We start from the raw sequence: 19715 nt of genomic DNA, 5'->3' as shown, positions 1-19715 counted from the left end.
CTTCCCCGCTCAACCGAGCTTGCCCATGGCGACTGCAGTGTCGGCCATGCGGTTGGAGAAGCCCCACTCGTTGTCATACCAGGACAGCACGCGCACCAGAGTGCCTTCCAGGACCTTGGTCTGGTCGAGGTGCAGGGTGGAGGAGTGCGGATCGTGGTTGAAGTCGATGGAGACGTTGGGCTGGTCGGTGGTGCCGAGAATGCCCTTCAGCGGACCGGACGCGGCCGCAGCGAGGACGGCGGCGTTGATCTCGTCCTTGGTGGTGGCGCGCTTGGCGATGAACTTGAAGTCCACCACCGAGACGTTCGGGGTCGGCACGCGGATGGAGGTGCCGTCCAGCTTGCCGTTCAGCTCGGGCAGGACCAGGCCCACCGCCTTGGCGGCGCCGGTGGACGTGGGGATCATGGACATGGCCGCCGCGCGGGCGCGGTAGAGGTCCTTGTGCATGGTGTCCAGCGTCGGCTGGTCGCCGGTGTAGGAGTGGATCGTGGTCATGAAGCCCTTCTCGATGCCGACGGCATCATTCAGGACCTTCGCGACGGGGGCGAGACAGTTGGTGGTGCAGGAGGCGTTGGAGACCACGAGATGCTCGGAGGTGAGCTTGTCGTGGTTCACACCGTAGACCACGGTCAGGTCGGCGCCCTCGGCCGGGGCCGAGACCAGCACGCGCCGGGCACCGGCCGCAAGGTGCGCGGCCGCCTTGTCGCGGGCGGTGAAGATGCCGGTGCACTCGAGCGCGATGTCCACGCCCAGATCCTTGTGGGGCAGCTGGGCGGGATCGCGCACCGCGGTGACCTTGATGGGGCCGCGGCCCACGTCGATGGTATCGCCGGCAACCTTGACCTCGCCGGAGAAGCGGCCGTGCACGCTGTCGAAGCGGAACAGGTGGGCGTTCGTCTCCACCGGGCCGAGATCGTTGATCGCCACCACTTCGATGTCGGTCCGACCCGATTCGATGATGGCGCGCAGAACGTTACGCCCGATGCGACCGAAACCGTTGATGGCCACCTTGACGCTCATAATGGGTCCTCCTTGAGCCGGCTTGAAGCCCGGCCTCTGCGAAACTGCGTTGCGCACCCGCGGAAGAGCCCGCGGTGCGGCCTGGTCGCGCCCGCCGTGCGCCGATGATCACACCTGCCGGAGCTGGTCGAGGGCCTTGGCCGCGACCTTGTCCGGGGTCAGTCCGAAATGGGCGAAAAGGTCCTTTCCAGGCGCCGAGGCGCCGAACGAGGTCATTCCCACGAAGGCGGCATCCGAACCGACGATGGCGTCCCACCCCATGCGGATGGCGGCTTCCACCGCCACCTTGGCCGGAGCGTCCCCGATCACCTTGGCCCGCTCTGCGGCAGGCCTTTCGAGGAAGAGTTCGAACGAAGGGATGGAGACGACGCGGGTGGGCACACCCTGCGCCTCCAGAAGCTTGGCGGCTTCCACCGCAAGCGAGACTTCCGAGCCGGTTGCGAACAGGCTGGCCTGCGCCTTGGCCGAGGCCGCGACGATCTCATAGGCGCCGCCCGCCGAGCGGTTCTCTGCGGTGGCATCGGTGCGCAGGATCGGCAGGTTCTGCCGCGACAGGATGAGGGCGGAGGGCCGACCTTCCGATTGCAGCGCGATCTGCCAGCACTCGGCCGTCTCCACCGTGTCGGCGGGGCGCATCACCAGGAGGTTCGGGATGGCGCGCAGGGCGGCCAGGTGCTCCACCGGCTGATGGGTGGGGCCATCTTCGCCGAGGCCGATGGAATCGTGGGTCAGCACATGGATGACCCGCTCGCCCATGAGCGCGGCAAGGCGGATGGACGGGCGGCAATAATCCGAGAACACCAGGAAGCCGCCGGAGAAGGGAATGAGGCCCTTGTGCAGGGTGATCCCGTTCATGGCTGCCGCCATGCCGTGCTCGCGCACGCCCCAGTGCACGAAGGAGCCGGCGAAATCGTCCGGCGTGATGGCCTTCGCTCCCTTGGCCTTGGTGTTGTTGGAACCGGTGAGGTCGGCCGAGCCGCCCAGCATCTCCGGCACCACCGGGGTGATGAAATCCAGCACCAGCTCGGACGACTTGCGGGTGGCCACCGCGCCACCGTCTGCCACCGCCTTCTGCTTGACGGCGACGATGGCGCCTTCCAGCGCCTGCGGCAGCGTGCCGGCGATACGGCGCTCGAACTCGGCCCGGTCGGCCTCGGGGGCGGCGGCAAGGCGCGCCTCCCAGGCCGCGCGGGCGGCGGATCCGGCGGCACCGGCGGCGCGCCAGCCGGCGAGCACGTCGGCAGGAATCTCGAAGGGCGCAGCCTCCCAGCCCAGTGCCGCGCGGGTGGCGGCGATCTCGTCGGCACCGAGCGGAGAACCGTGCACCTTCTCCGAGCCGGCCTTCTTGGGACTGCCGAAGCCGATGACGGTGCGGCAGGCGATCAGGGTCGGCCGGTCGGACGCCTTGGCGGCGGTCAGCGCGGCAAGGATGGCGTCCGGATCGTGGCCATCGATGCGCGTGGTCGCCCAGCCGGAGGCCGCAAAGCGCGCCAGCTGGTCGGTGGAACCGGAGATGGAAGTGGCGCCGTCGATGGAGATGCCGTTGTCATCCCACATGACGATGAGCTTGGAGAGCTTCAGGTGGCCGGCAAGGTCCGCCGCCTCCTGGCTGATGCCCTCCATCAGGTCGCCGTCGGAGCAGAGCACGAAAGTGTGGTGGTCCACCACATCCTTGCCGAAGCGGGCGGCGAGCGCGCGCTCGGCCATGGCCATGCCCACGGCGGTGGCGATGCCCTGCCCGAGCGGGCCGGTGGTGGTCTCGATGCCTTCGGTGACGAAGTTCTCGGGATGGCCGGGGGTGAGCGAGCCGAGCTTGCGGAAGCGCTTGATCTCCTCGATCGTCACCTTCTCGTAGCCGGCCAGATGCAGCACCGAATAGAGCAGCATGGAGCCGTGGCCGGCGGACAGCACGAAGCGGTCGCGATCGGGCCAGAAGGGGCGCGTGGGATCGTACCTGAGGACCTTGGTGAACAGGACGGTGGCGATGTCCGCAGCACCCATGGGCAGGCCGGGATGACCGCTATTGGCAGCTTCCACGGCGTCCATGGCAAGGAAGCGGATGGCGTTGGCCATGCGGTCGTGACTCGTGCGGCTCAGCATGAATTCCGTTTCTCCCGCGCCGGGGTCCGGACGCGCCGCCCTGCCAGAGACAACCTCGAGCTGTGGCAGACCCATCAGGGTCATCCGGCCAGTGTTGGCCGCCTTGTACCAAGGCCCGCATGGCTGTCAAACCTGCCCGCTCCTCGAACGTCAAGCGAGGCGGCACGGCGAGCCCCGCGCTGCATCGTCGCGCCTGCAGCAAAGCTTCCGCATTGCAGCATTCGCAAATGCGGAAAGTTGGCGGGACTAGGAGCCCTCCTTTGACGCATTCATGTTGACAGGTGGGGAAAGTCTGGCGCCAAGCCAGCCGACTCGGCTACACTTTGCCAATGTATGCGCTGAAGCATCGCCCGCCGCTGCAGGACGCCCCCATCGAGGCCGCGACCCGGCGCCTCCATGCGGCCCTCGACGCCTTGAACGACGCGCTGGATCGCCGCCGCGAGACCGACCGCCACCAGGAGGCGCTGGCAGCCCAGCTGCACGCCATGGGCAACGACCGCGCGCGCCTTGCCGCCGAGCTGGACCTGGCCAAGGCCGATGCCGGACAGGTGGAGGAAGTGGGCCGGGAGATCATCCGCCGCCTGGACGTGGCCATGAGCACGATCCGCGACGTGCTCGCGACCCACGGCGGCTGACGGGCATGCCCCACGTCTCGGTCACCATCGCCGGTCGCCAGTACAGGATGGCCTGCGACGAGGGGCAGGAAGAGCATCTGATCCGGCTCGCCCACGACATCGACGGCCGCATCTCCCAGCTGCGCACCGCCTTTGGGGAGATCGGCGACCAGCGCCTCGTGGTCATGGCCGCCATCACCATCGCCGATGAGCTGGCCGAGTCGCGCCGGCGGGTGGCCGCTTTGGAAAGTGACATCGAGAGCCAGCGCGACGCCCGCGCCTCCGCCATCGCCCGCATCGAGGCGAGCGAAGAAGAGGTGGCCCGCACCATCGATCAGGTGGCCGAGCGCATCGAGCAACTGGTGTCCCAGCTCGCCCCCAAGGAGCGCGGCTCGGTGGGCATGGGCTGAAGGTCAGGACAGTGGACGGCGCGCCGTGCGCCTCAGCTCTGGCTTTCGCCGATGGCTTCGGTGGCGCGGGCATCCTGAAGCGTCGCCTGGCGCAGCGCATCGGGGATGCGCTTGGCCCGCCCCTCCGAGACGAAGGCCACGCGCACGGTGGCGGACACCAGCACCTCGCCGTCCCGCTTCACCTGCTGCAACAGGGTGATGGACGCGCCGGCCACCTCCTTGGAGAGGGTCACCACCTCCAGCACGTCGTCGATGCGAGCGGGCTTGCGGAAGTCGATCTGCATGGAGCGGACGACGAAGTGAAAGCCCGGCGCCTCGGCGGCCGCCTGCTCGAACAGCTCGCCCTGGAACACGCCCAGCAGCCGCATGTAGTCGGAACGGCCGCGCTCCATGAATCTCAGGTAGTTGGCGTGGTAGACGATGCCGGAGAAATCCGTGTCCTCGTAATACACGCGCACATGCAGCGCGTGGCCGCCGGGGATCAGCCGGCCGGCAAGGTTGAGGTGCGGATCGGACGGGGAGAATGTGGGGCGCTCGACCATGCCGCCCTCATAAACGAGACCGCGCCCCTTGTGAACAAAGGGCGCGGCCGAAGATGGTCTGGAAGTGTCCCGCGGCGGCAACGCGCCGCAGGATTTTGGATCACTTGCCGGACGGAGCGTCCGGGGCGGGCTCGGCGGGGCGGCCGCGGCGGTCGGCCATGAACTGGTCGAACTCCGACTTGTCCTTGGCCTGGCGCAGGCGCTCAAGGAAGTCGCGGAAATCCTTCTGCTCCTCCTCAAGGCGCCGCAGCGTCTCCTGACGATATTCGTCGAAGGCGCGGTTGCCGCTGGACGGCATGGTCCGGCTCCAGCGCCCGAAAGCGCCGCGCAGAGCATCGCCGCCCTCCTCCTGCCAGCGGCTGAAGCCGCGCTTGGCACCACATCCCATCCGTCCGCTCCCGATGGTGAAGGCCAGGATCGCAAGGCCCAGCGGCCACCAGGCCATGAAGCCCAGCACCGTCAGCGCGATCCACGCCGGTTTGCCGTAACTGTCGAGCTTGTAAGCGAGCTCCATAGCCGCGTTCCCGGTTAATGTTAATAACATTTACATAGATAGGCAAAGCCCCCCGTTTTGTCAATGCCCGCCCCTTGGCGGGGGCCAGGCTCAGGTGCCGGAGGGAGCGCCGAGACCCTTCAGATAGATGAGGAATGCGGCCTCAAGAAGCTCGTCCGGCCCCATGGGTAACTTGCGGCGGGCGCTGTCGGCCCGGCCGAACAGGGACGCCACCCCATGGGCCAGCGACCAGGTATGGAGCGCCACCATCAAGGCCGGCGGGCGTACCGGGCCGGGAATGTGAGAGACCAAAACTTCCGCCGCCTCGCGCAGCACGGCGAACGCGCGATTGCCCGCCTGCTGCAGGCCCTCATGGGCATCAGCCGGCAGTCCGGATTCGAACATGGCCACATATTCCGCCGGCGCCCGGCGGGCGAAATCGAGATAGGCCCGACCCACCCGCTCATAGGCCACGGCGGGCGAGGGCCGGCCATTCTGCCACGCGGTGGTGAGGGCATCCGCCAGCCGCTCGAAACCCACGGCGGCTACCGCCGCCAGCAATTCGTCCCGGTCGCGGAAATGGCGGTAGGGCGCGGCCGCGCTCACCCCGGCGCGGCGCGCCGCCTCGGCGAAGGTGACGCCGGCCACGCCCTTCTCCCCGATCAGGTCGAGGGTGGCCTGCATCAGGGCCTCCCGCAGGTTGCCGTGATGGTAGGACCGTGTTTCTCCGTTCCGGGACCAGCTCATGTGAATGTGATGTACATTGACGGCGCGGCCGCGTCGATGGGCATGGCGCTGGCCTACTCGCCCTCGTCGAACAGGGGCATGGGCTTGGCCACAACCGGTTCCGGCAGTCCAAGATGGCGAAAGGCGGTAGCAGTCAGCATCCGCCCGCGCGGCGTACGCTGGATGAAGCCCTGCTGCACCAGGAACGGCTCCACGATCTCCTCGATGGCGTCGCGCGGCTCGGACAACGCAGCCGCGAGCGTATCCACCCCCACCGGACCACCGCCGTAATAATCGGCGATGACGGTGAGATAGCGCCGATCCATGGCATCGAGCCCGGCGGCGTCGACCTCCAGCGCCAGCAGCGCCCGGTCGGCCACCTTGCGGTCGATGCGCTCGGCTTCCGCCACCAGGGCGAAGTCGCGCACCCGCCGCAGCAGCCGGCCGGCGATGCGCGGCGTCCCCCGCGCGCGGCGGGCGATCTCGGTGGCGCCGTCCGGGGCGATGGCGATGCCCAGCACCCGCGCCCCGCGCACCACGATCTTCTCCAGTTCCTCCACGGTGTAGAATTGCAGCCGCACCGGAATGCCGAAGCGGTCGCGCAGCGGCGTGGTGAGCAGGCCCGAGCGCGTGGTGGCGCCCACCAGCGTGAACTTGGGCAGGGCGATCTTCACCGAGCGCGCCGCCGGCCCCTCGCCGATGACGAGGTCCAGTTCGTAATCCTCCATGGCCGGATAGAGGATTTCCTCCACCGCCGGCGCGAGGCGGTGGATCTCGTCGATGAAGAGCACGTCGCGCTCTTCCAGATTGGTGAGGATGGCGGCAAGGTCCCCCGCCTTGGCGATCACCGGGCCGGAGGTGGAGCGGAAGCCCACCCCCATCTCCCGCGACATGATCTGGGCCAGCGTGGTCTTGCCGAGGCCGGGCGGACCTACGAACAGCACGTGGTCCAGCGCCTCGCCGCGGGCGCGGGCCGCCTTGATGAACACTTCCAGATTGGCGCGCGCCTGCGCCTGGCCCACGAACTCCTTGAGGAGCTGGGGCCGCAGCGTCGAATCGGCGGCATCTTCGCCGCGCTTCTCGCCCGAGAGGAGGCGGGTGTTCATGGAAGAGGTCTTGCTCCCCTGGGGGCCGGCGACTCGCGCGACTGTAGTGCGGGCCGGCCGGGTACGGAAGGGGAACGCAGGCGCGCGGCGGCGAGACACACTATGACATGCCACAACGCCGGTACGCCGCAATGGGCCTTATGGTGCGACGTGCTGGCGCCCAGCGCGGGATCGGCTCCCGATCCCGCCACAAAGCCCATAACACGCCGTGCAACCGGATCGGGCTTCGCTTCAGGAGGAGCGGCCATGAAGGATCTTCCCCTCGCCGAGGTCTACCAGCTCATCGAGCCCGGCCCGGTGGTGCTGCTGACCACCAGCCATCGCGGACGCCCCAACGTCATGACCATGTCGTGGCACATGATGGTCGAGTTCACCCCGCCGCTCATCGCCTGCATCGTCTCCCAGGGCGATTTCAGCTTCACCGCCCTGCGCGCCACCAAGGAGTGCGTCATCGCCATTCCCGCCGTGGAGATTGCCGAACAGGTGGTGAAGGTGGGCAATTGCTCCGGCCGCGAGGTGGACAAGTTCACGACCATCGGGCTCACGCCCCGGCCCGCCGCCCTGGTGGCGGCGCCGCTCGTCAAGGAATGCTTCGCCAATCTGGAATGCCTGGTGGTGGAGACCCGCCTCGTCAACCGTTTCAACCTGTTCGTGCTGGAAGTGGTGAAGGCGTGGCGCGACCCGGCCCAGAAGGCGCCGCGCACCATCCATCATCAGGGCTACGGCACCTTCGCGGTGGACGGGAACACCCTGAAGTTGCCCTCCCGGATGCCGTGAGGGTCGCGCAGGCGTTTTCCCTTACTTCGCCAGTTCCTTCAGCCCCAGCCGGATCAGAACCTCCGTCTTGGCCCCCTCCCCCGCGCCGCGCAGGGCGGCGGCGATGGCAGCGTTGGCCTGCGGCACGCCATAGCCGAGGTTGACCAGGGCCGAGACCGCATCCGCCGCCGCGCCCCCCTGCACCGGGGCGACACCGCCGCCGCCGAGCTGGGCCGCCAGCGGTTCGGAGGCGGAAAAGCCCGGCATCTTGTCCTTCAGCTCGGTGATGATGCGCGTCGCCACCCGCGGCCCTACCCCCGGAGCCCGCGCCACCGTGGTCTTGTCGCCCAGCGCGATGGCCTGCGTCAGCTCCGAGGCGCTCAAAGTGGAGAGCACGGCCAGGGCGGTCTTGGTGCCGATGCCCTGGATGCCCTGCAGCAGGCGGAACCAGTCCCGTTCCGCCGCCGAGCTGAAGCCGAACAGGCGGATCTGGTCCTCGCGCACATGGGTCTCGATGAACAGCGCCGCCGCCTCTCCCGCCCGCGGCAGGGCCGAGAGCGTGCGGCCGGAACAGTGCACGAGATAGCCCACGCCATGGACATCGAGGATCACATGGTCCTCCTCCAGCGTGTCCACGACGCCCTTCAACTTTCCGATCATCACAGGCCTTTCAGGGCTGGAACGGCATCAGGTCACCGCCGCCCACAGGAAGACGAAGGTGGCCAGCGCCCCGAGCCCGGTGCGCACCATGTGCAGTTGGCCCCAATTGGTGATGAGGCGCCGTGTCTCGGCGTCGGCCGTGTCCATGGCAAGGAGGCGCCGGTTGGTGGGCATGATGCCGATGAGGGTATAGGGCCAGTTGGCCAGCATCAGCACCCCGCCGGCGAGCCAGTGCCAGTCCCCGTCGCGGCTGAAGGCGACCGCGCCCAGCACCGCGCCGACCAGCGCGAGGGTCGCCTGCATGGCGAAGCCCCGCTTGTAGGACGGCTTCCATTGCCGGAGTGCAGCCCCGTCATCAAGCGCGAGCCGCGCCGGCTGCTCCACGGCATTGATATAGAAGGCGGCGCCGGTGAACAGCGCGGCCACCACCAGCGCCAGATGTCCGTAGATCATGCCCGCCCCCCGCGGTGTGGAGACTGGACTTTATAGCGCCGCGCGGGCGCGCGCAGCCGCCCCACGATGGTGGGCGTGGGTGACCGCCACCGCCAGCGCGTCGGAGGCGTCCTCGGTCTCCGGCGTGGCCTTGGGCAGAAGGATGCCGATCATCATGCGCACCTGCGCCTTTTCGGCGCGGCCGGCGCCCACCACGCTCTTCTTCACCAGCAGCGCAGCGTATTCGGCCACCGGCAGCCCCATCTGCGCCGGCGCCAGCAGCACCACCCCGCGCGCCTGCCCCAGCTTCAGGGTGGACGAGGGGTTCATGTTGACAAACGTCTCCTCCACCGCCGCCTCCTGGGGGGAAAAGCGCTCGATCACGCCCAGCAGTTCGCGGTGCAGATGGGCGAGGCGCTCGCCCATGGGCGCCTGCTCCGGAGGCAGGATGGTGCCACAGGCGACAAAGGCGAGGCGGGAGCCGGTGACATCGATCACCCCCCAGCCGGTGCGCCTCAGGCCCGGATCGAGGCCAAGGATGCGAATCGCGTTCAGGTCCATGGGCGCACCGTGAGTGAGGCGCGCCGGCAAGGAAAGGGCAACACGAAGAGGCGGCTCACTTCACCGCCGCCACGGTGCTGGCGAGGCGGGTCGCGCTCTTGGTGCGGCCCGGAAGGGAGGCCACCGGGGAGCCCGCGCTCTCCTCCTGCCATTCCGGACGGATCTCGACGATGTTGGCGGCCACGTTCTGCGGCCCCGGAGCGAAGGCGGCCACCGCCTGCTGCGCCTTGGTGAGTGTGGCGCCATCGGCCTCGCGGGCGAGGATGTCCCGCTTGCGGCCACTGTCGTCGTCGCCCTGGGCGGCGGCGAGGCTCAGCCACTTGAAGGCTTCCCCCGCATCGGCCGCGACCCCGAGGCCACGGGCGTAGACCACGCCAAGATTATACTGGCTGTCGCGGAAGCCCAGCTCGGCGGCGGCGCGGAACCAGCGTACCGCGCCTTCCCAGTCCGCCGGCTGGCCGTTGCCGGAGCACAGCAGCATCGCCAGGGCGTGCATGGCCCGCACATTGCCCTGCGCTGCCGCCCATTCATAAAAGCGGCGGGCCTCGCCCAGGTCGCGGCCGGCCGACTCATAGAGTGCGCCGAGGCGGTGCGCTGCGGGGGCGGAGCCGCGCTGCATGGCGAACGCCAGCCACTTCACCGCCGCGTCGGGATCGGCCTCCACACCCCGGCCCTCCACATAGCGGCCGGCCACCAGGAAGGCCGCGGCCGGATCGCCGGCGCGCGCGGCGGCCTGGAGCGCAGTCGGGCCGATGGCGGCGGGAAGGTCGCCTGCCGTCACGCCGGCCACCGCCGGAGCAGAGAGCCGACGCAGGGTCTGGGTCACGCCCGAGAGCAAGTCCGGCGCGTTGCGCCAGGCGAGACCCACGGCGGTGCCGGCGAAGACGGTGGTGGCGCCGGCAAGCAGCGCGACCATGGCCACGTGCCGCTTGCGAGCGAACAGCCCGGCGAAGAAGCCCTTTGGCACGCGCCTCTCCCGCGTCCGGTCCCGGCGGGCGCGGCGATCGACGCGAGGCCGCGAATCGCCGGTGTCGGTCGGCGCCGGGCCAGCTCGCTCGGAGCGGCGGGGGCTCCGGGGCCAGGGCGAGCCGGCAGCAGCATCCGCCGCCTGATCGGGCGATGACGCTGCATCAAAGGCGAGGTCGTCCATCTCGGCCTGCGGCGCCGGGGCGGGGCGTTCGGCCGTCCGGGGCGCCGGGCGGGGCGCGAAGGTGCCCTCCCCGTCCCGGTCCAGGGCGACGGAAATATCGCGCAGTTCATATTCCAGTTCGGCGGCGAGCATCTCGCCGGCGCGGCGCTCGATCTCGTCCTGCCGCGCTTCGAGGGCGGCAAGGCCCCGCTTCAGCCCCACCACGGCAGCGCCGTCCGGATCCTCGGAGACCTTTGCCGTCACTGCCGCCACCGCCTCGGCGGTCGCCACATGGGTGGTCTCGCGCACCTGCCGCATCTCGGCGACCATGTGCTGGAGCTGGATCTCGATGTCGTCCAGCCGGTCGAGGCGCGCGTGGGTGTCCCTGAATTGCGCGCTCAGTTCCGCAAGGGTGCGCTCCACCGCGTCGGCGAGGGGGGCGATGGCGGCCTTTCCAGCCGCCTCTGCCGCGGCGATGCGCTCGGACAAGGCCGACAGACGCTGCGTCACCTCGGCACCAATGGTGGGCGACAGGCTGGTGACCTGGCCGGAAATGGTGCTCGACATGGCATCGAGGCGGCGGTGGACGCCTTCGAGGGCGCCCAAAAGCGAGCCTTGCAGGTCCTGCGCGGCCGCCGAATCACCGGCGCGGGCGCGGGCTTCCACCTCGATCACACGGTTGAGCAGGGCCTCGGCCTTGCGCTCGAAGGCGCCGGTGGCCTCGGCGACGCGCCGGGCCGTCTCCTCGCCGGCGCTGGCCACCGCCTCGGCACAGGCCTGAAGACGCTGGGTGAGGGCGTGAAGGGCGGTAGTGTCATCCTGACGCTCGGCGGCGCGGAGTACCAGATGGTGGATCTCCTCCATCTGCCCCGTCAGCCGGGCCACCTCCACCGGGTCCACGGCGCGGGCGGCCATGAGGTCGATCCGGCGTGCGAGGGCATCGAGGCCGTCCTGAAGTGCGCGGACATGGGCCGGCTCTCGCAACGCGGCGACCCCGGCCCTGATGGCGGCGAGTTCCTCGGCGAGGGCGTGGTCGGCATCCTCGCGCACCGCCCCGGCGGCGCGGATGTCATCTACGCGCCGGCACAAGAGGGTGATGGCCTTGTCCATCTCCTGCACTGCGCGCTTGGGCGCGGCATTAGCGAGGCGATCGCGCAGGGCGCTCACCTCCCCGCGCAGGGATTCGATGGTCGAGGCCTGGATGTCGAACACGTCCCAGGCCGGGACATCAGGCATATCGCTGCGCGTGTCCGCCCACAGGGGGGCCGATCCTGCCGCAGCACGCATCCGGGCCGTGCGTTCCGTCCGCTCCATTCGGGCCTCCCCGGGGCACGGGTTGAGAGGTTTCTTATTACCGTGCCCATTCGCGGTGATTCACTGAACAGAGGGTTTCAATTCTTGGTAAATCCGCAGTTAACGTCCCGTCGATTTGCCCCGCGCCGGTCAGCGATGCGGAGACAGGCCGTGCACCGCCGGGCTCCAAGGAGGCGCTCGTGATGCCGTAACGTCAGCATGCGACCAGACCGGAATGCGCCATAAGTCATTGTATATATTATGTTGTAACTGTTACTTTCCCCAACGGTAGCCCGCAAACCCTCCCCATAGAGCCGGCTGGACGGTAAGCCTTGTTTGCGTTGCGGCATGCCGCGACGACGCAATCACGACGCACACCGATCCAAATTCCCGTGCCGAGCGCCTTGCGGCGGCCGGGCGTGCGAAGGGGACCAGACGTATGGACGCCAAGACGTTCGAACAGGGGTTTTCGACCCCGGCCTTGCACACCGGCCCGGCGGCCGCCGAGGGCACGCGCGACGGCGCGCTCTTCACCATCGGCGATCTCGCCCGCGAGTTCGGCATCACCCTGCGGGCGCTGCGCTTCTATGAGGACAAGGGCCTGCTCTCGCCGCGTCGCGACGGCATGACCCGCCTGTATTCGGAAGCCGACCGCCGCCGCCTGACGGTCATCCTGAAGGGCAAGCACCTGGGCTTCACCCTGGCCGAGATCCGCGCCCTGGTGGCCGCCCATGATGGCGAGGAGGCCAGCCTGTCGCTGACCCGCGACCGTTGCCTGACCCAGCTCGCCCAGCTCGAGCGCCAGCGCACCGAGATCGATGCCGCCATCGCCGAGTTGAAGACCATGGCGACCTCCCTCGCCGCCTGACAAAGAGCCGGTCAGGTCCAATGGCCTGACCGTTTCGAGCCGACCAAACAAAAAGGCACGGACCGGTCGGTCCGTGCCTTTTTGTTTGTGCATCAAGGCGCCAGCGCCTTAACCGAGCCGCCACCCGTTCAGGCGGCGCTCCGCTCTCACTCCGCGTTCAGTTTGGCGAGCAGCGCGTCGGACAGTTCGAAATTGGCGGTGACGTTCTGCACGTCATCGTTGTCCTCGAGGTTTTCAACAAGGCGCAGCAGCTTCTCGCCGGTCTCGTCGTCCACCGCGACGGTGTTCTGCGGCCGCCAGACCAGCGCCGCCTTCTTCGGCTCGCCGAACTTGGCTTCCAGCGCGCGCTGCACTTCCGCAAGGCTCTCCGCCGCGCAGATCACCTCGTGGCCATGCTCGGACGAGGTCACGTCGTCCGCGCCGGCATCGATGGCGGCTTCCATCATGGCGTCGGCGTCGGCCTTCTCGGCAGCGAACTCGATGGCGCCCACCCGGTCGAACATAAAGGACACCGCCCCCGTCTCGGCGAGGTTGCCGCCCGACTTGGTGAAAAAGGAGCGCACTTCCGAGGCGGTGCGGTTGCGGTTGTCGGTCAGGGCCTCGACGATCACGGCGACGCCGCCGGGGCCGTAGCCCTCATAGCGGATCTCGTCATAGTTCTCGCCGTCGGCGCCCGCCGCCTTCTTGATGGCGCGCTCGATATTGTCCTTGGGCATGTTCTCGGCGCGGGCCGCGAGGATGGCGGCGCGCAGGCGCGCGTTCATGTTGGGATCGGGCAGGCCCATCTTGGCCGAGACGGTGATTTCGCGCGCCAGCTTGGAGAACAGCTTGGAGCGCATCGCATCCTGCCGCCCCTTGCGGTGCATGATGTTCTTGAATTGCGAATGCCCGGCCATGCCGCCACCATTCCTTGAATTTCAATCCCGCGCCCCGCCACTGCAGCGCTGCCCGGACCGATCTGTTGACTGGAGCCGGCCTTATAGGTCCGCGGCGGGGAAAAGCGCAAGAAAGCGGGTGCAGCATGACGCCGGCCTTCGGTGCCGGTTCCCGCTTGCCCTTTCGTCAGGCCCAGAAGGCCGGCCGCGCCTCCTCAAGCCCCGCACCGAGGCGCACGGCGGCGACGCGCACGGCAAGGCCGGTGCGGTCGTCTGTCTCCACCGCCACGCCGGAGAGGGTCCCCGGCCCCGTTGCCGGCTCGAACCGGCCGGAGGCGAGCTTGCGGGTGAAGCGGCGCAGGGGTTCTTCCTTGTCCATGCCGATGACACCGTCATAGGCGCCGCACATGCCGGCGTCGGTCATGTAGGCGGTGCCGCCGGACAGGATACGGTAATCGGCGGTGGGCACATGGGTGTGGGTGCCCACCACCAAGGAGGCACGCCCATCGCAATGGTGGCCGATGGCCTGCTTCTCGCTGGTGGTCTCGGCGTGCACGTCCACCACCACCGCGTCCACCATCTCGCCCAGTGCCGCGCCATCCAGCGCCCGGTCAAGGGCCGCGAAGGGATCGTCCAGCGGGTCCATGAAGATCCGGCCCATGACGTTGAGCACCAGCACGCGGGCCCCGTTCTTGGCCTCCACCAGGGCAGCGCCGCGTCCGGGCGTGCCGGCGGGATAATTCATGGGCCGCACCAAAGCCGGCGCCCGCTCAATGAAGACGAGGGCCTCGCGCTGGTCGAAGGCGTGGTTGCCCAGGGTGATGGCGTCGGCACCGGCGGCGAGGATCTCGCCATAGATGGCTTCCGTGATGCCGAAGCCGCCGGCGGCGTTCTCCCCGTTCACCACCACGAGGTCGAGCTTCCAGTCGCTCACGAGGTCCGGCAGGCGGGAGACGACGCATTCCCGGCCGGGACGGCCGACCACATCACCAAGGAACAGGATACGCATTCAGAAGGGTCCAATGAGCAGCGGGGTCCCATGGCGGCGGGCCGGGGCCGGATCAGGCGCGCGGGCCGACGGCCCAAGCTTCGATATCCGTTACCATCATGTCCACCGGCTCGTCATGGGTCTCGACGGGCACCTGGTCCACTTCCTGGCACGCAAAGGCAAAGCCGATGGCGCGCACCGGCCGTTGCGCCCGCAGCAGGGCGAGGGTGCGGTCGTAGAAGCCGGCGCCATAGCCGACGCGGAAGCCGCGCCGGTCGAAGGCGGCCAGCGGCACCAGAAGCAGTTCGGGGATGATCTCCGGCGCCTCCGGCCCCGGCTCGGGAATGCGGAAGGCGCCCGTGGGGACGAGCGGCGTGTCCTGATCCCAGCGGCGGAACAGGAGCGGCTGGTCGCGGGCGATGATGACGGGAAGGGCGAGGATCGCTCCGGCCTCGCGCAGGGCGTCGGCCAGCGGCGCGGTGTCGATCTCGTCCCGGAATGGCGCGAACAGGGCGACGGCGCGCCCCTGAACCGCGCCGGCGGCGGCGAGGGCATGGCTTGCGGCCGCGCGCGAGGCCGCGGCTCGGCCCGCCTCGCCCATGGCCGCACGACGACCGAGCGCGAGGGCGCGCAGGCGTTTCTTTTCGGCGGCGATGTCCATGAGGGGCGAAGTCGGCTTTGTCAGAAGAAGTCGGCTTTGTCAGAAAACGTGCGGAGCCACAGAAGCCGTCGGAGTTCGATCCCGGGAACCTACAACGTAGGTGGGCGCCGTGTGTCCAAGTCCAGGGACGAGGTCAGGGACAGCTCCCTTAAGGATCGATAAGGCCCCGGGGAAATGTCTCCTAACGTGCCCCGCAGCCCCGCCTTGCCAATGTAGGCACCCGGCCGCCCGAGCGCCAGCCCCAACAGCGCGATCGGCCCCAACAGACACCTTAAGGGGAGTGAAAAGGCCCGCATCGGAGGAAAGCGAAGGGATCCGCCGCGTTCGGCCGCCGGTGCTAACCCGCCATTAAGCCTGTTCGTGCACAGCTTCCTGCGTGCCGCGAAACTTTCGCACCGCAGCACGAACCGGCGCGCCCGTCAAAGTTTGGACAGACTCGCTCGCTCAAAGAGCCTGCGAACTTCGAACGGGTGTCCGGCCGAGACGTTTCCCGGCGGCAGTGCGCCGTCCCTGGGAGCCGGAGGCTTTGGGCCAGGCGCATGCCTGGCACCCGAGCGCAGAAGCACCTCTTCCGCACGGGAGGGGCAGCGGAGCCGAGAATGACTGATTTGACACGCCGTCCCGGCATCGTGTCCCGCCTCCTTTCCGCGCCGCTGGCTGCGGCGGGCCTCGCTGCGGTCTTCACTGCGGCCCTGTGGCTGCCCACGGCGAGCTTCGCGCAGGACCTCTCCCAGGCCCCGCTGGCGGCGCCCTCGGCCGACATCTCCTTCCTCGGCCTGTTCCTGCAGGCCCATTTCGTCGTGAAGCTGGTGATGATCGGCCTCATCACCTCATCCATCTGGGTGTGGGCCATCATCATCGACAAGTGGATGCTGTTCTCCCGCAACAAGCGCGAGATGGACCGCTTCGAGCAGGTGTTTTGGTCCGGCCAGAGCCTGGAGGACCTGTACCGCACCCTGGCCGGGCGCTCGAACCAGGGCATGGCCGCCATCTTCGTCGCCGCCATGCGGGAGTGGAAGCGCACCTATGAGGGCAGCGCCCGCTCGTTCGCCGGCCTTAACCAGCGCCTCGACAAGGTGATGAACGTGACCATCGCCCGCGAGGTGGAGCGGCTGGAATCGCGCCTGCTGGTGCTCGCCACCGTGGGCTCGGCGGGGCCCTTTATCGGCCTGTTCGGCACGGTGTGGGGCATCATGACCTCGTTCCAGTCCATCGCCGCCTCCAAGAACACCTCGCTGGCGGTTGTGGCGCCGGGCATCGCAGAAGCCCTGTTCGCGACTGCGATGGGCCTCATTGCGGCCATCCCCGCGACGATTTTCTACAACAAGTTCATTTCCCAGACCGGGCGTCAGGCCCAGCGGCTGGAGGGATTCGCGGACGAGTTCTCCGCAATCCTCTCGCGCCAGATCGACGAGCGGGGCTGATCCATGGGCATGGCGGGAGGCGGAGCGGCAGGATGGCAGAGCCGGCGTTCGCGCCGTCGCGCGCCGCCCGTGATGGCCGAGATCAACGTGACGCCCATGGTGGACGTCATGCTGGTGCTGCTCATCATCTTCATGGTGGCGGCGCCGCTGCTCACCGTGGGCGTGCCCATCGACCTGCCGCAGACGCAGGCCAATGCGGTGAACCAGGACAACAAGGAACCCATCACCCTCTCGGTGAAGGAAAACGGCCAGATCTTCCTCGGCGACAGCGAGATCAAGTACGAGGATCTGGTCTCGAAGTTGCAAGCGGTGACCCAGGCGCGCGGCGGCTTTGACGAGCGCATCTTCGTGCGCGGCGACAAGAAGGCGAACTACGGGGCGATCATGCGGGTCATGGGGCGCCTGTCGGGCGCGGGCTTCAAGAAGGTGGCTCTCGTCACCGAAGTGGAACAGGGAGGCTGACGGGCCGATGCGCGCGGGGCTTGCGGCATCGACGCTCCTGCATGCGGGCGTCCTGGTTCTGACCCTGGTGTCCTTCACCGGGGCGAAGCCGTTTGAGCCCATGCCGGAATCGCTGCCGGTGGATGTGGTCTCCATCTCCGAATACACCAAGCTCACCAAGGGCGCCCGCAACGGGCAGAAGCTCGACAAGCCCAAGCAGGTTGCCGAGAAGGTGGGCGATCCCACCCCGGTCGAGGATGCCAAGCTGAAGGCGAGCGAGAAGGCGCCGGTGGAAGCCACCGCCCCGCCCCCTCCCCCGCCGCCGCCTCCCCCCAAGGTGGAGCCGCTGCCGAAGGACGCCGCGCCCGCCAAGGTGGAGCCCTCCCCGCCCAAGGAACAGGCGGAACTGGCGCCCAAGCCCGAGCAGAAGAAGCAGGAGCAGCCGAAGGACGAGGCGAAGACCGAGGCCGCCGCCGCGCCTTTGCCCCCGCGCAAGCCGGCGCCGCCGAAGGAACAGCCCAAGCCCGTGGAGGCGAACGCCCCGCCGAGCGAGTTCAACACCGACCAGATCAAGCAACTGCTGGACAAGCGCGCGCCGTCGCGCCAGGTGGCGAGCGCCGAGCAGGTGTCCACCACCTCCTCGCTGGGCTCGCCGCGTGGTGAGGGCCAGCAGCTGACCGCCAGCGAGATCGACGCCTTCCGGCGCCGGGTGATGGAGTGCTGGTCCACGGACGGCGGCAATCTCGACCGCAACATCCGGGTGGACGTGAACATCTACCTCAACAAGGACGGCACGGTCGCGGGCACGCCGCAGATCGAGCCGGGTCAGTCGGGCTCCGGCCAGCCGGCGTTCCAGGCCTACGCCATGAACGGCATCCGGGCGATCATGGCCTGCCAGCCGTACAAGATGTTCCGCCCGGAAACCTATGCCAACTGGAAGACGCTTCCGATCACGCTCAACGACAAGCTGTTCAGCCGCTGATGCCGCGTCCGGGCGAAGCCCTCCGGCTTCTGATCCAGATGATGGCGCGCGGCGCAGCGCATGGAAAACGAGGGATATAAATGAACGGGTTCGGACGGCCGGCCATGCTCGGGATGGGACGCCGGGCATTCATCAAGACCGGACTTGCCGCCGCGAGCCTCGCCGGCCTCGGTGCGGGGCTGGGCACTGGCCCGGCGGGTGCCGCGCAGCCGCGCATCGACCTCACCCCCGGTGCCTTCAAGCCCATCCCAATCGCCATCACCGACCTGCTCGGCGAGGTCGAGATTGGCCGCAACATTTCCGGCGTCATCACCGCCGACCTGCGGCGCTCGGGCCTGTTCGCGCCCATCGATCCCAAGGCGTTCGTGGAGCAGATCACCAATCCCGATACGCCGCGCTTCCAGGACTGGCGCGTCATCAATGCCCAGGCGCTGCTCACCGGCCGTGTCACCCGGCAGGCGGACGGGCGCTTCCAGGTGGTGTTCCGCCTGTGGGACGTGTTCGCCGGCCAGCAGCTCGCCGCCCAGCAGTTCGTCGCCCAGCCCGACAACTGGCGCCGCATCGCCCACATCATCGCCGACGCCATCTATGAGAAGATGACCGGCGAGAAGGGCTATTTCGACACCCGCATCGTGTTCGTGGACGAGAGCGGCCCGAAGGAGCGGCGGGTCAAGCGCCTCGCCATCATGGACCAGGACGGCGCCAACGTGAGCTATCTGTCGCGCGGCGACGGCCTCGTGCTCACCCCGCGCTTCTCGCCCACCAGCCAGGAAATCACCTACATGTCCTATGGGGCGGGTGACCCCAAGGTGTTCCTTCTGAACATCGAGACCGGCCAGCGCGAGATCGTCGGCAACTTCCCGGGCATGAGCTTCTCGCCACGCTTCGCCCCGGACGGGCAGCGGGTGATCATGAGCCTGCAGCAGGGCGGTAATTCCAACATCTTCGTCATGGACCTGCGCTCGCGCGCTACCACCCGCCTCACCGACACCGCGGCCATCGACACCGCGCCCTGCTATTCGCCGGACGGCCGGCAGATCTGCTTCGAGAGCGATCGCGGCGGCACCTCGCAGATCTATGTGATGAATGCCGACGGCTCCGGTGCGCGGCGCATCTCCTTTGGCAATGCGCGTTATTCGACCCCGGTATGGTCGCCCAAGGGCGACTGGATCGCCTACACCCGCCAGGCCGAAGGCCGCTTCGCCATCGGCGTGATGCGCACCGACGGCTCGGGCGAGCGCGTGCTCACCGAGGGCTACCACAACGAGGGGCCGACGTTCGCGCCCAACGGCCGCGTCATCATGTTCTTCCGCGATCCCGGCGGCGCCTCCGGGCCGTCGCTCTATTCGGTGGACGTGACCGGCTACAACGAGCAGCGCGTGCCCACCCCGAGCTATGCCTCTGACCCCGCCTGGTCGCCCCTGCGCTCCTGAGGACGGCGGCCTGCGCCCTTCCGCAGCTTCTCCCACCTCGGAGAGTGGAGGGCATTGGGGACGAACGCCCGCCGGCGGGGTGGCCGAAGGCGCCTGAGCCATGACGCACGCAAGGCAGCCCCGCCGCCCCGCCGCTTGACGGCCACGCCGCAGGCGGGCACACGCTCACCCAACCCTTTCCCCGGCCGCAGGCCCCGGCGA

The 19715-nt window shown here is 68.7% G+C and carries 21 protein-coding genes and 1 other RNA gene; 8 read left to right on the top strand and 14 right to left on the bottom strand.

The window, feature by feature from the left end; genetic code table 11:
- Nucleotides 1-9: 9 nt before the first annotated feature.
- Entirely contained in the window at nucleotides 10-1020 is a 1011-nt protein-coding gene (gene gap, locus V5F66_RS08285; RefSeq protein WP_012115051.1) for a type I glyceraldehyde-3-phosphate dehydrogenase, read from the bottom strand.
- A 108-nt stretch (nucleotides 1021-1128) separates the two neighbouring features.
- Nucleotides 1129-3120, bottom strand: coding sequence for a transketolase (tkt, locus tag V5F66_RS08280; protein WP_394093618.1), 1992 nt, complete (start codon nucleotides 3118-3120; stop codon nucleotides 1129-1131).
- Nucleotides 3121-3449: 329 nt separating this feature from the next.
- On the opposite strand from tkt, the gene V5F66_RS08275 reads away from it, so the two are divergent.
- Both V5F66_RS08275 and V5F66_RS08270 read left to right on the top strand, forming a co-directional pair.
- Nucleotides 3450-3755, top strand: a complete 306-nt coding sequence (locus tag V5F66_RS08275; RefSeq protein ID WP_049775956.1) for a DUF4164 domain-containing protein — start codon at nucleotides 3450-3452, stop codon at nucleotides 3753-3755.
- 5 nt (nucleotides 3756-3760) lie between these two features.
- A complete protein-coding gene (locus V5F66_RS08270; RefSeq protein ID WP_012115049.1) occupies nucleotides 3761-4144 on the top strand; it encodes a cell division protein ZapA in 384 nt (127 codons plus the stop codon).
- Nucleotides 4145-4176: 32 nt separating this feature from the next.
- On the opposite strand, the gene ybgC is transcribed toward V5F66_RS08270, so the two are convergent.
- From ybgC to ruvB, 4 genes are all read right to left on the bottom strand, one after another.
- Entirely contained in the window at nucleotides 4177-4686 is a 510-nt protein-coding gene (gene ybgC, locus V5F66_RS08265; protein WP_393999075.1) for a tol-pal system-associated acyl-CoA thioesterase, read from the bottom strand.
- Nucleotides 4687-4786: 100 nt separating this feature from the next.
- Nucleotides 4787-5200: a DUF2852 domain-containing protein gene (locus V5F66_RS08260; protein WP_041575676.1), complete on the bottom strand. Its 414-nt coding sequence runs from the start codon at nucleotides 5198-5200 to the stop codon at nucleotides 4787-4789.
- A gap of 90 nt (nucleotides 5201-5290) precedes the next feature.
- A complete protein-coding gene (locus V5F66_RS08255; protein ID WP_012115046.1) occupies nucleotides 5291-5926 on the bottom strand; it encodes a TetR/AcrR family transcriptional regulator in 636 nt (211 codons plus the stop codon).
- 53 nt (nucleotides 5927-5979) lie between these two features.
- The gene (ruvB, locus tag V5F66_RS08250; RefSeq protein ID WP_394036653.1) at nucleotides 5980-7011 is read right to left on the bottom strand and encodes a Holliday junction branch migration DNA helicase RuvB; all 1032 of its coding nucleotides are present in this window, start codon (nucleotides 7009-7011) and stop codon (nucleotides 5980-5982) included.
- Nucleotides 7012-7257: 246 nt separating this feature from the next.
- On the opposite strand from ruvB, the gene V5F66_RS08245 reads away from it, so the two are divergent.
- Entirely contained in the window at nucleotides 7258-7788 is a 531-nt protein-coding gene (locus tag V5F66_RS08245; RefSeq protein WP_394008186.1) for a flavin reductase family protein, read from the top strand.
- Nucleotides 7789-7809: 21 nt separating this feature from the next.
- On the opposite strand, the gene ruvA is transcribed toward V5F66_RS08245, so the two are convergent.
- Genes ruvA through V5F66_RS08225 form a run of 4 tightly spaced genes read right to left on the bottom strand, consistent with a single transcriptional unit; the run spans nucleotide 7810 to nucleotide 11785 of the window.
- Complete coding sequence (gene ruvA / locus V5F66_RS08240; protein ID WP_393999079.1) at nucleotides 7810-8427, bottom strand: Holliday junction branch migration protein RuvA; 618 nt, start codon at nucleotides 8425-8427, stop codon at nucleotides 7810-7812.
- A gap of 27 nt (nucleotides 8428-8454) precedes the next feature.
- On the bottom strand, nucleotides 8455-8877 hold the full coding sequence (locus V5F66_RS08235; RefSeq protein WP_394008226.1) for a DUF1772 domain-containing protein: 423 nt from the start codon (nucleotides 8875-8877) through the stop codon (nucleotides 8455-8457).
- Nucleotides 8878-8910: 33 nt separating this feature from the next.
- Entirely contained in the window at nucleotides 8911-9420 is a 510-nt protein-coding gene (gene ruvC, locus V5F66_RS08230; RefSeq protein ID WP_012115041.1) for a crossover junction endodeoxyribonuclease RuvC, read from the bottom strand.
- 55 nt (nucleotides 9421-9475) lie between these two features.
- Nucleotides 9476-11785 (bottom strand): hypothetical protein, encoded by a 2310-nt coding sequence (locus V5F66_RS08225; protein WP_394093617.1) that lies wholly within the window; start codon nucleotides 11783-11785, stop codon nucleotides 9476-9478.
- Between the two features lie 496 nt (nucleotides 11786-12281).
- On the opposite strand from V5F66_RS08225, the gene V5F66_RS08220 reads away from it, so the two are divergent.
- Nucleotides 12282-12710, top strand: coding sequence for a MerR family transcriptional regulator (locus V5F66_RS08220; RefSeq protein WP_012115039.1), 429 nt, complete (start codon nucleotides 12282-12284; stop codon nucleotides 12708-12710).
- A 146-nt stretch (nucleotides 12711-12856) separates the two neighbouring features.
- Here V5F66_RS08220 and V5F66_RS08215 read toward each other — a convergent pair whose 3' ends face one another.
- The 4 genes from V5F66_RS08215 to ssrS form a co-directional block, all read right to left on the bottom strand.
- Nucleotides 12857-13606, bottom strand: coding sequence for a YebC/PmpR family DNA-binding transcriptional regulator (locus tag V5F66_RS08215; RefSeq protein WP_012115038.1), 750 nt, complete (start codon nucleotides 13604-13606; stop codon nucleotides 12857-12859).
- 166 nt (nucleotides 13607-13772) lie between these two features.
- Nucleotides 13773-14594 carry a TIGR00282 family metallophosphoesterase gene (locus tag V5F66_RS08210; protein WP_394051681.1) on the bottom strand — a complete coding sequence of 274 codons (822 nt, stop codon included), beginning with the start codon at nucleotides 14592-14594 and terminating at the stop codon, nucleotides 13773-13775.
- 52 nt (nucleotides 14595-14646) lie between these two features.
- Nucleotides 14647-15234, bottom strand: a complete 588-nt coding sequence (locus V5F66_RS08205) for a 5-formyltetrahydrofolate cyclo-ligase (RefSeq protein WP_394093616.1) — start codon at nucleotides 15232-15234, stop codon at nucleotides 14647-14649.
- A gap of 49 nt (nucleotides 15235-15283) precedes the next feature.
- A non-coding RNA gene (ssrS, locus tag V5F66_RS08200) (6S RNA) lies at nucleotides 15284-15437 on the bottom strand.
- A gap of 396 nt (nucleotides 15438-15833) precedes the next feature.
- Here ssrS and tolQ point away from each other — a divergent pair.
- The 4 genes from tolQ to tolB all read left to right on the top strand — a co-directional run bounded on the left by tolQ (nucleotide 15834) and on the right by tolB (nucleotide 19514).
- Nucleotides 15834-16658, top strand: a complete 825-nt coding sequence (gene tolQ, locus V5F66_RS08195) for a protein TolQ (protein WP_012115035.1) — start codon at nucleotides 15834-15836, stop codon at nucleotides 16656-16658.
- Between the two features lie 3 nt (nucleotides 16659-16661).
- The gene (tolR, locus tag V5F66_RS08190) at nucleotides 16662-17120 is read left to right on the top strand and encodes a protein TolR (RefSeq protein ID WP_012115034.1); all 459 of its coding nucleotides are present in this window, start codon (nucleotides 16662-16664) and stop codon (nucleotides 17118-17120) included.
- Between the two features lie 7 nt (nucleotides 17121-17127).
- The gene (locus tag V5F66_RS08185; protein WP_394093615.1) at nucleotides 17128-18081 is read left to right on the top strand and encodes a cell envelope biogenesis protein TolA; all 954 of its coding nucleotides are present in this window, start codon (nucleotides 17128-17130) and stop codon (nucleotides 18079-18081) included.
- Nucleotides 18082-18161: 80 nt separating this feature from the next.
- Nucleotides 18162-19514, top strand: a complete 1353-nt coding sequence (tolB, locus tag V5F66_RS08180) for a Tol-Pal system beta propeller repeat protein TolB (RefSeq protein WP_012115032.1) — start codon at nucleotides 18162-18164, stop codon at nucleotides 19512-19514.
- Nucleotides 19515-19715: the final 201 nt, after the last annotated feature.

Origin of the sequence: Xanthobacter versatilis (genome assembly GCF_043193975.1) — a bacterium.
In the GTDB taxonomy this organism is placed as follows: Bacteria; Pseudomonadota; Alphaproteobacteria; order Rhizobiales; family Xanthobacteraceae; genus Xanthobacter; species Xanthobacter autotrophicus_E.
Note: the sequence above shows the minus strand (reverse complement) of the source record. Positions and strands in the feature narration are given on the sequence as shown.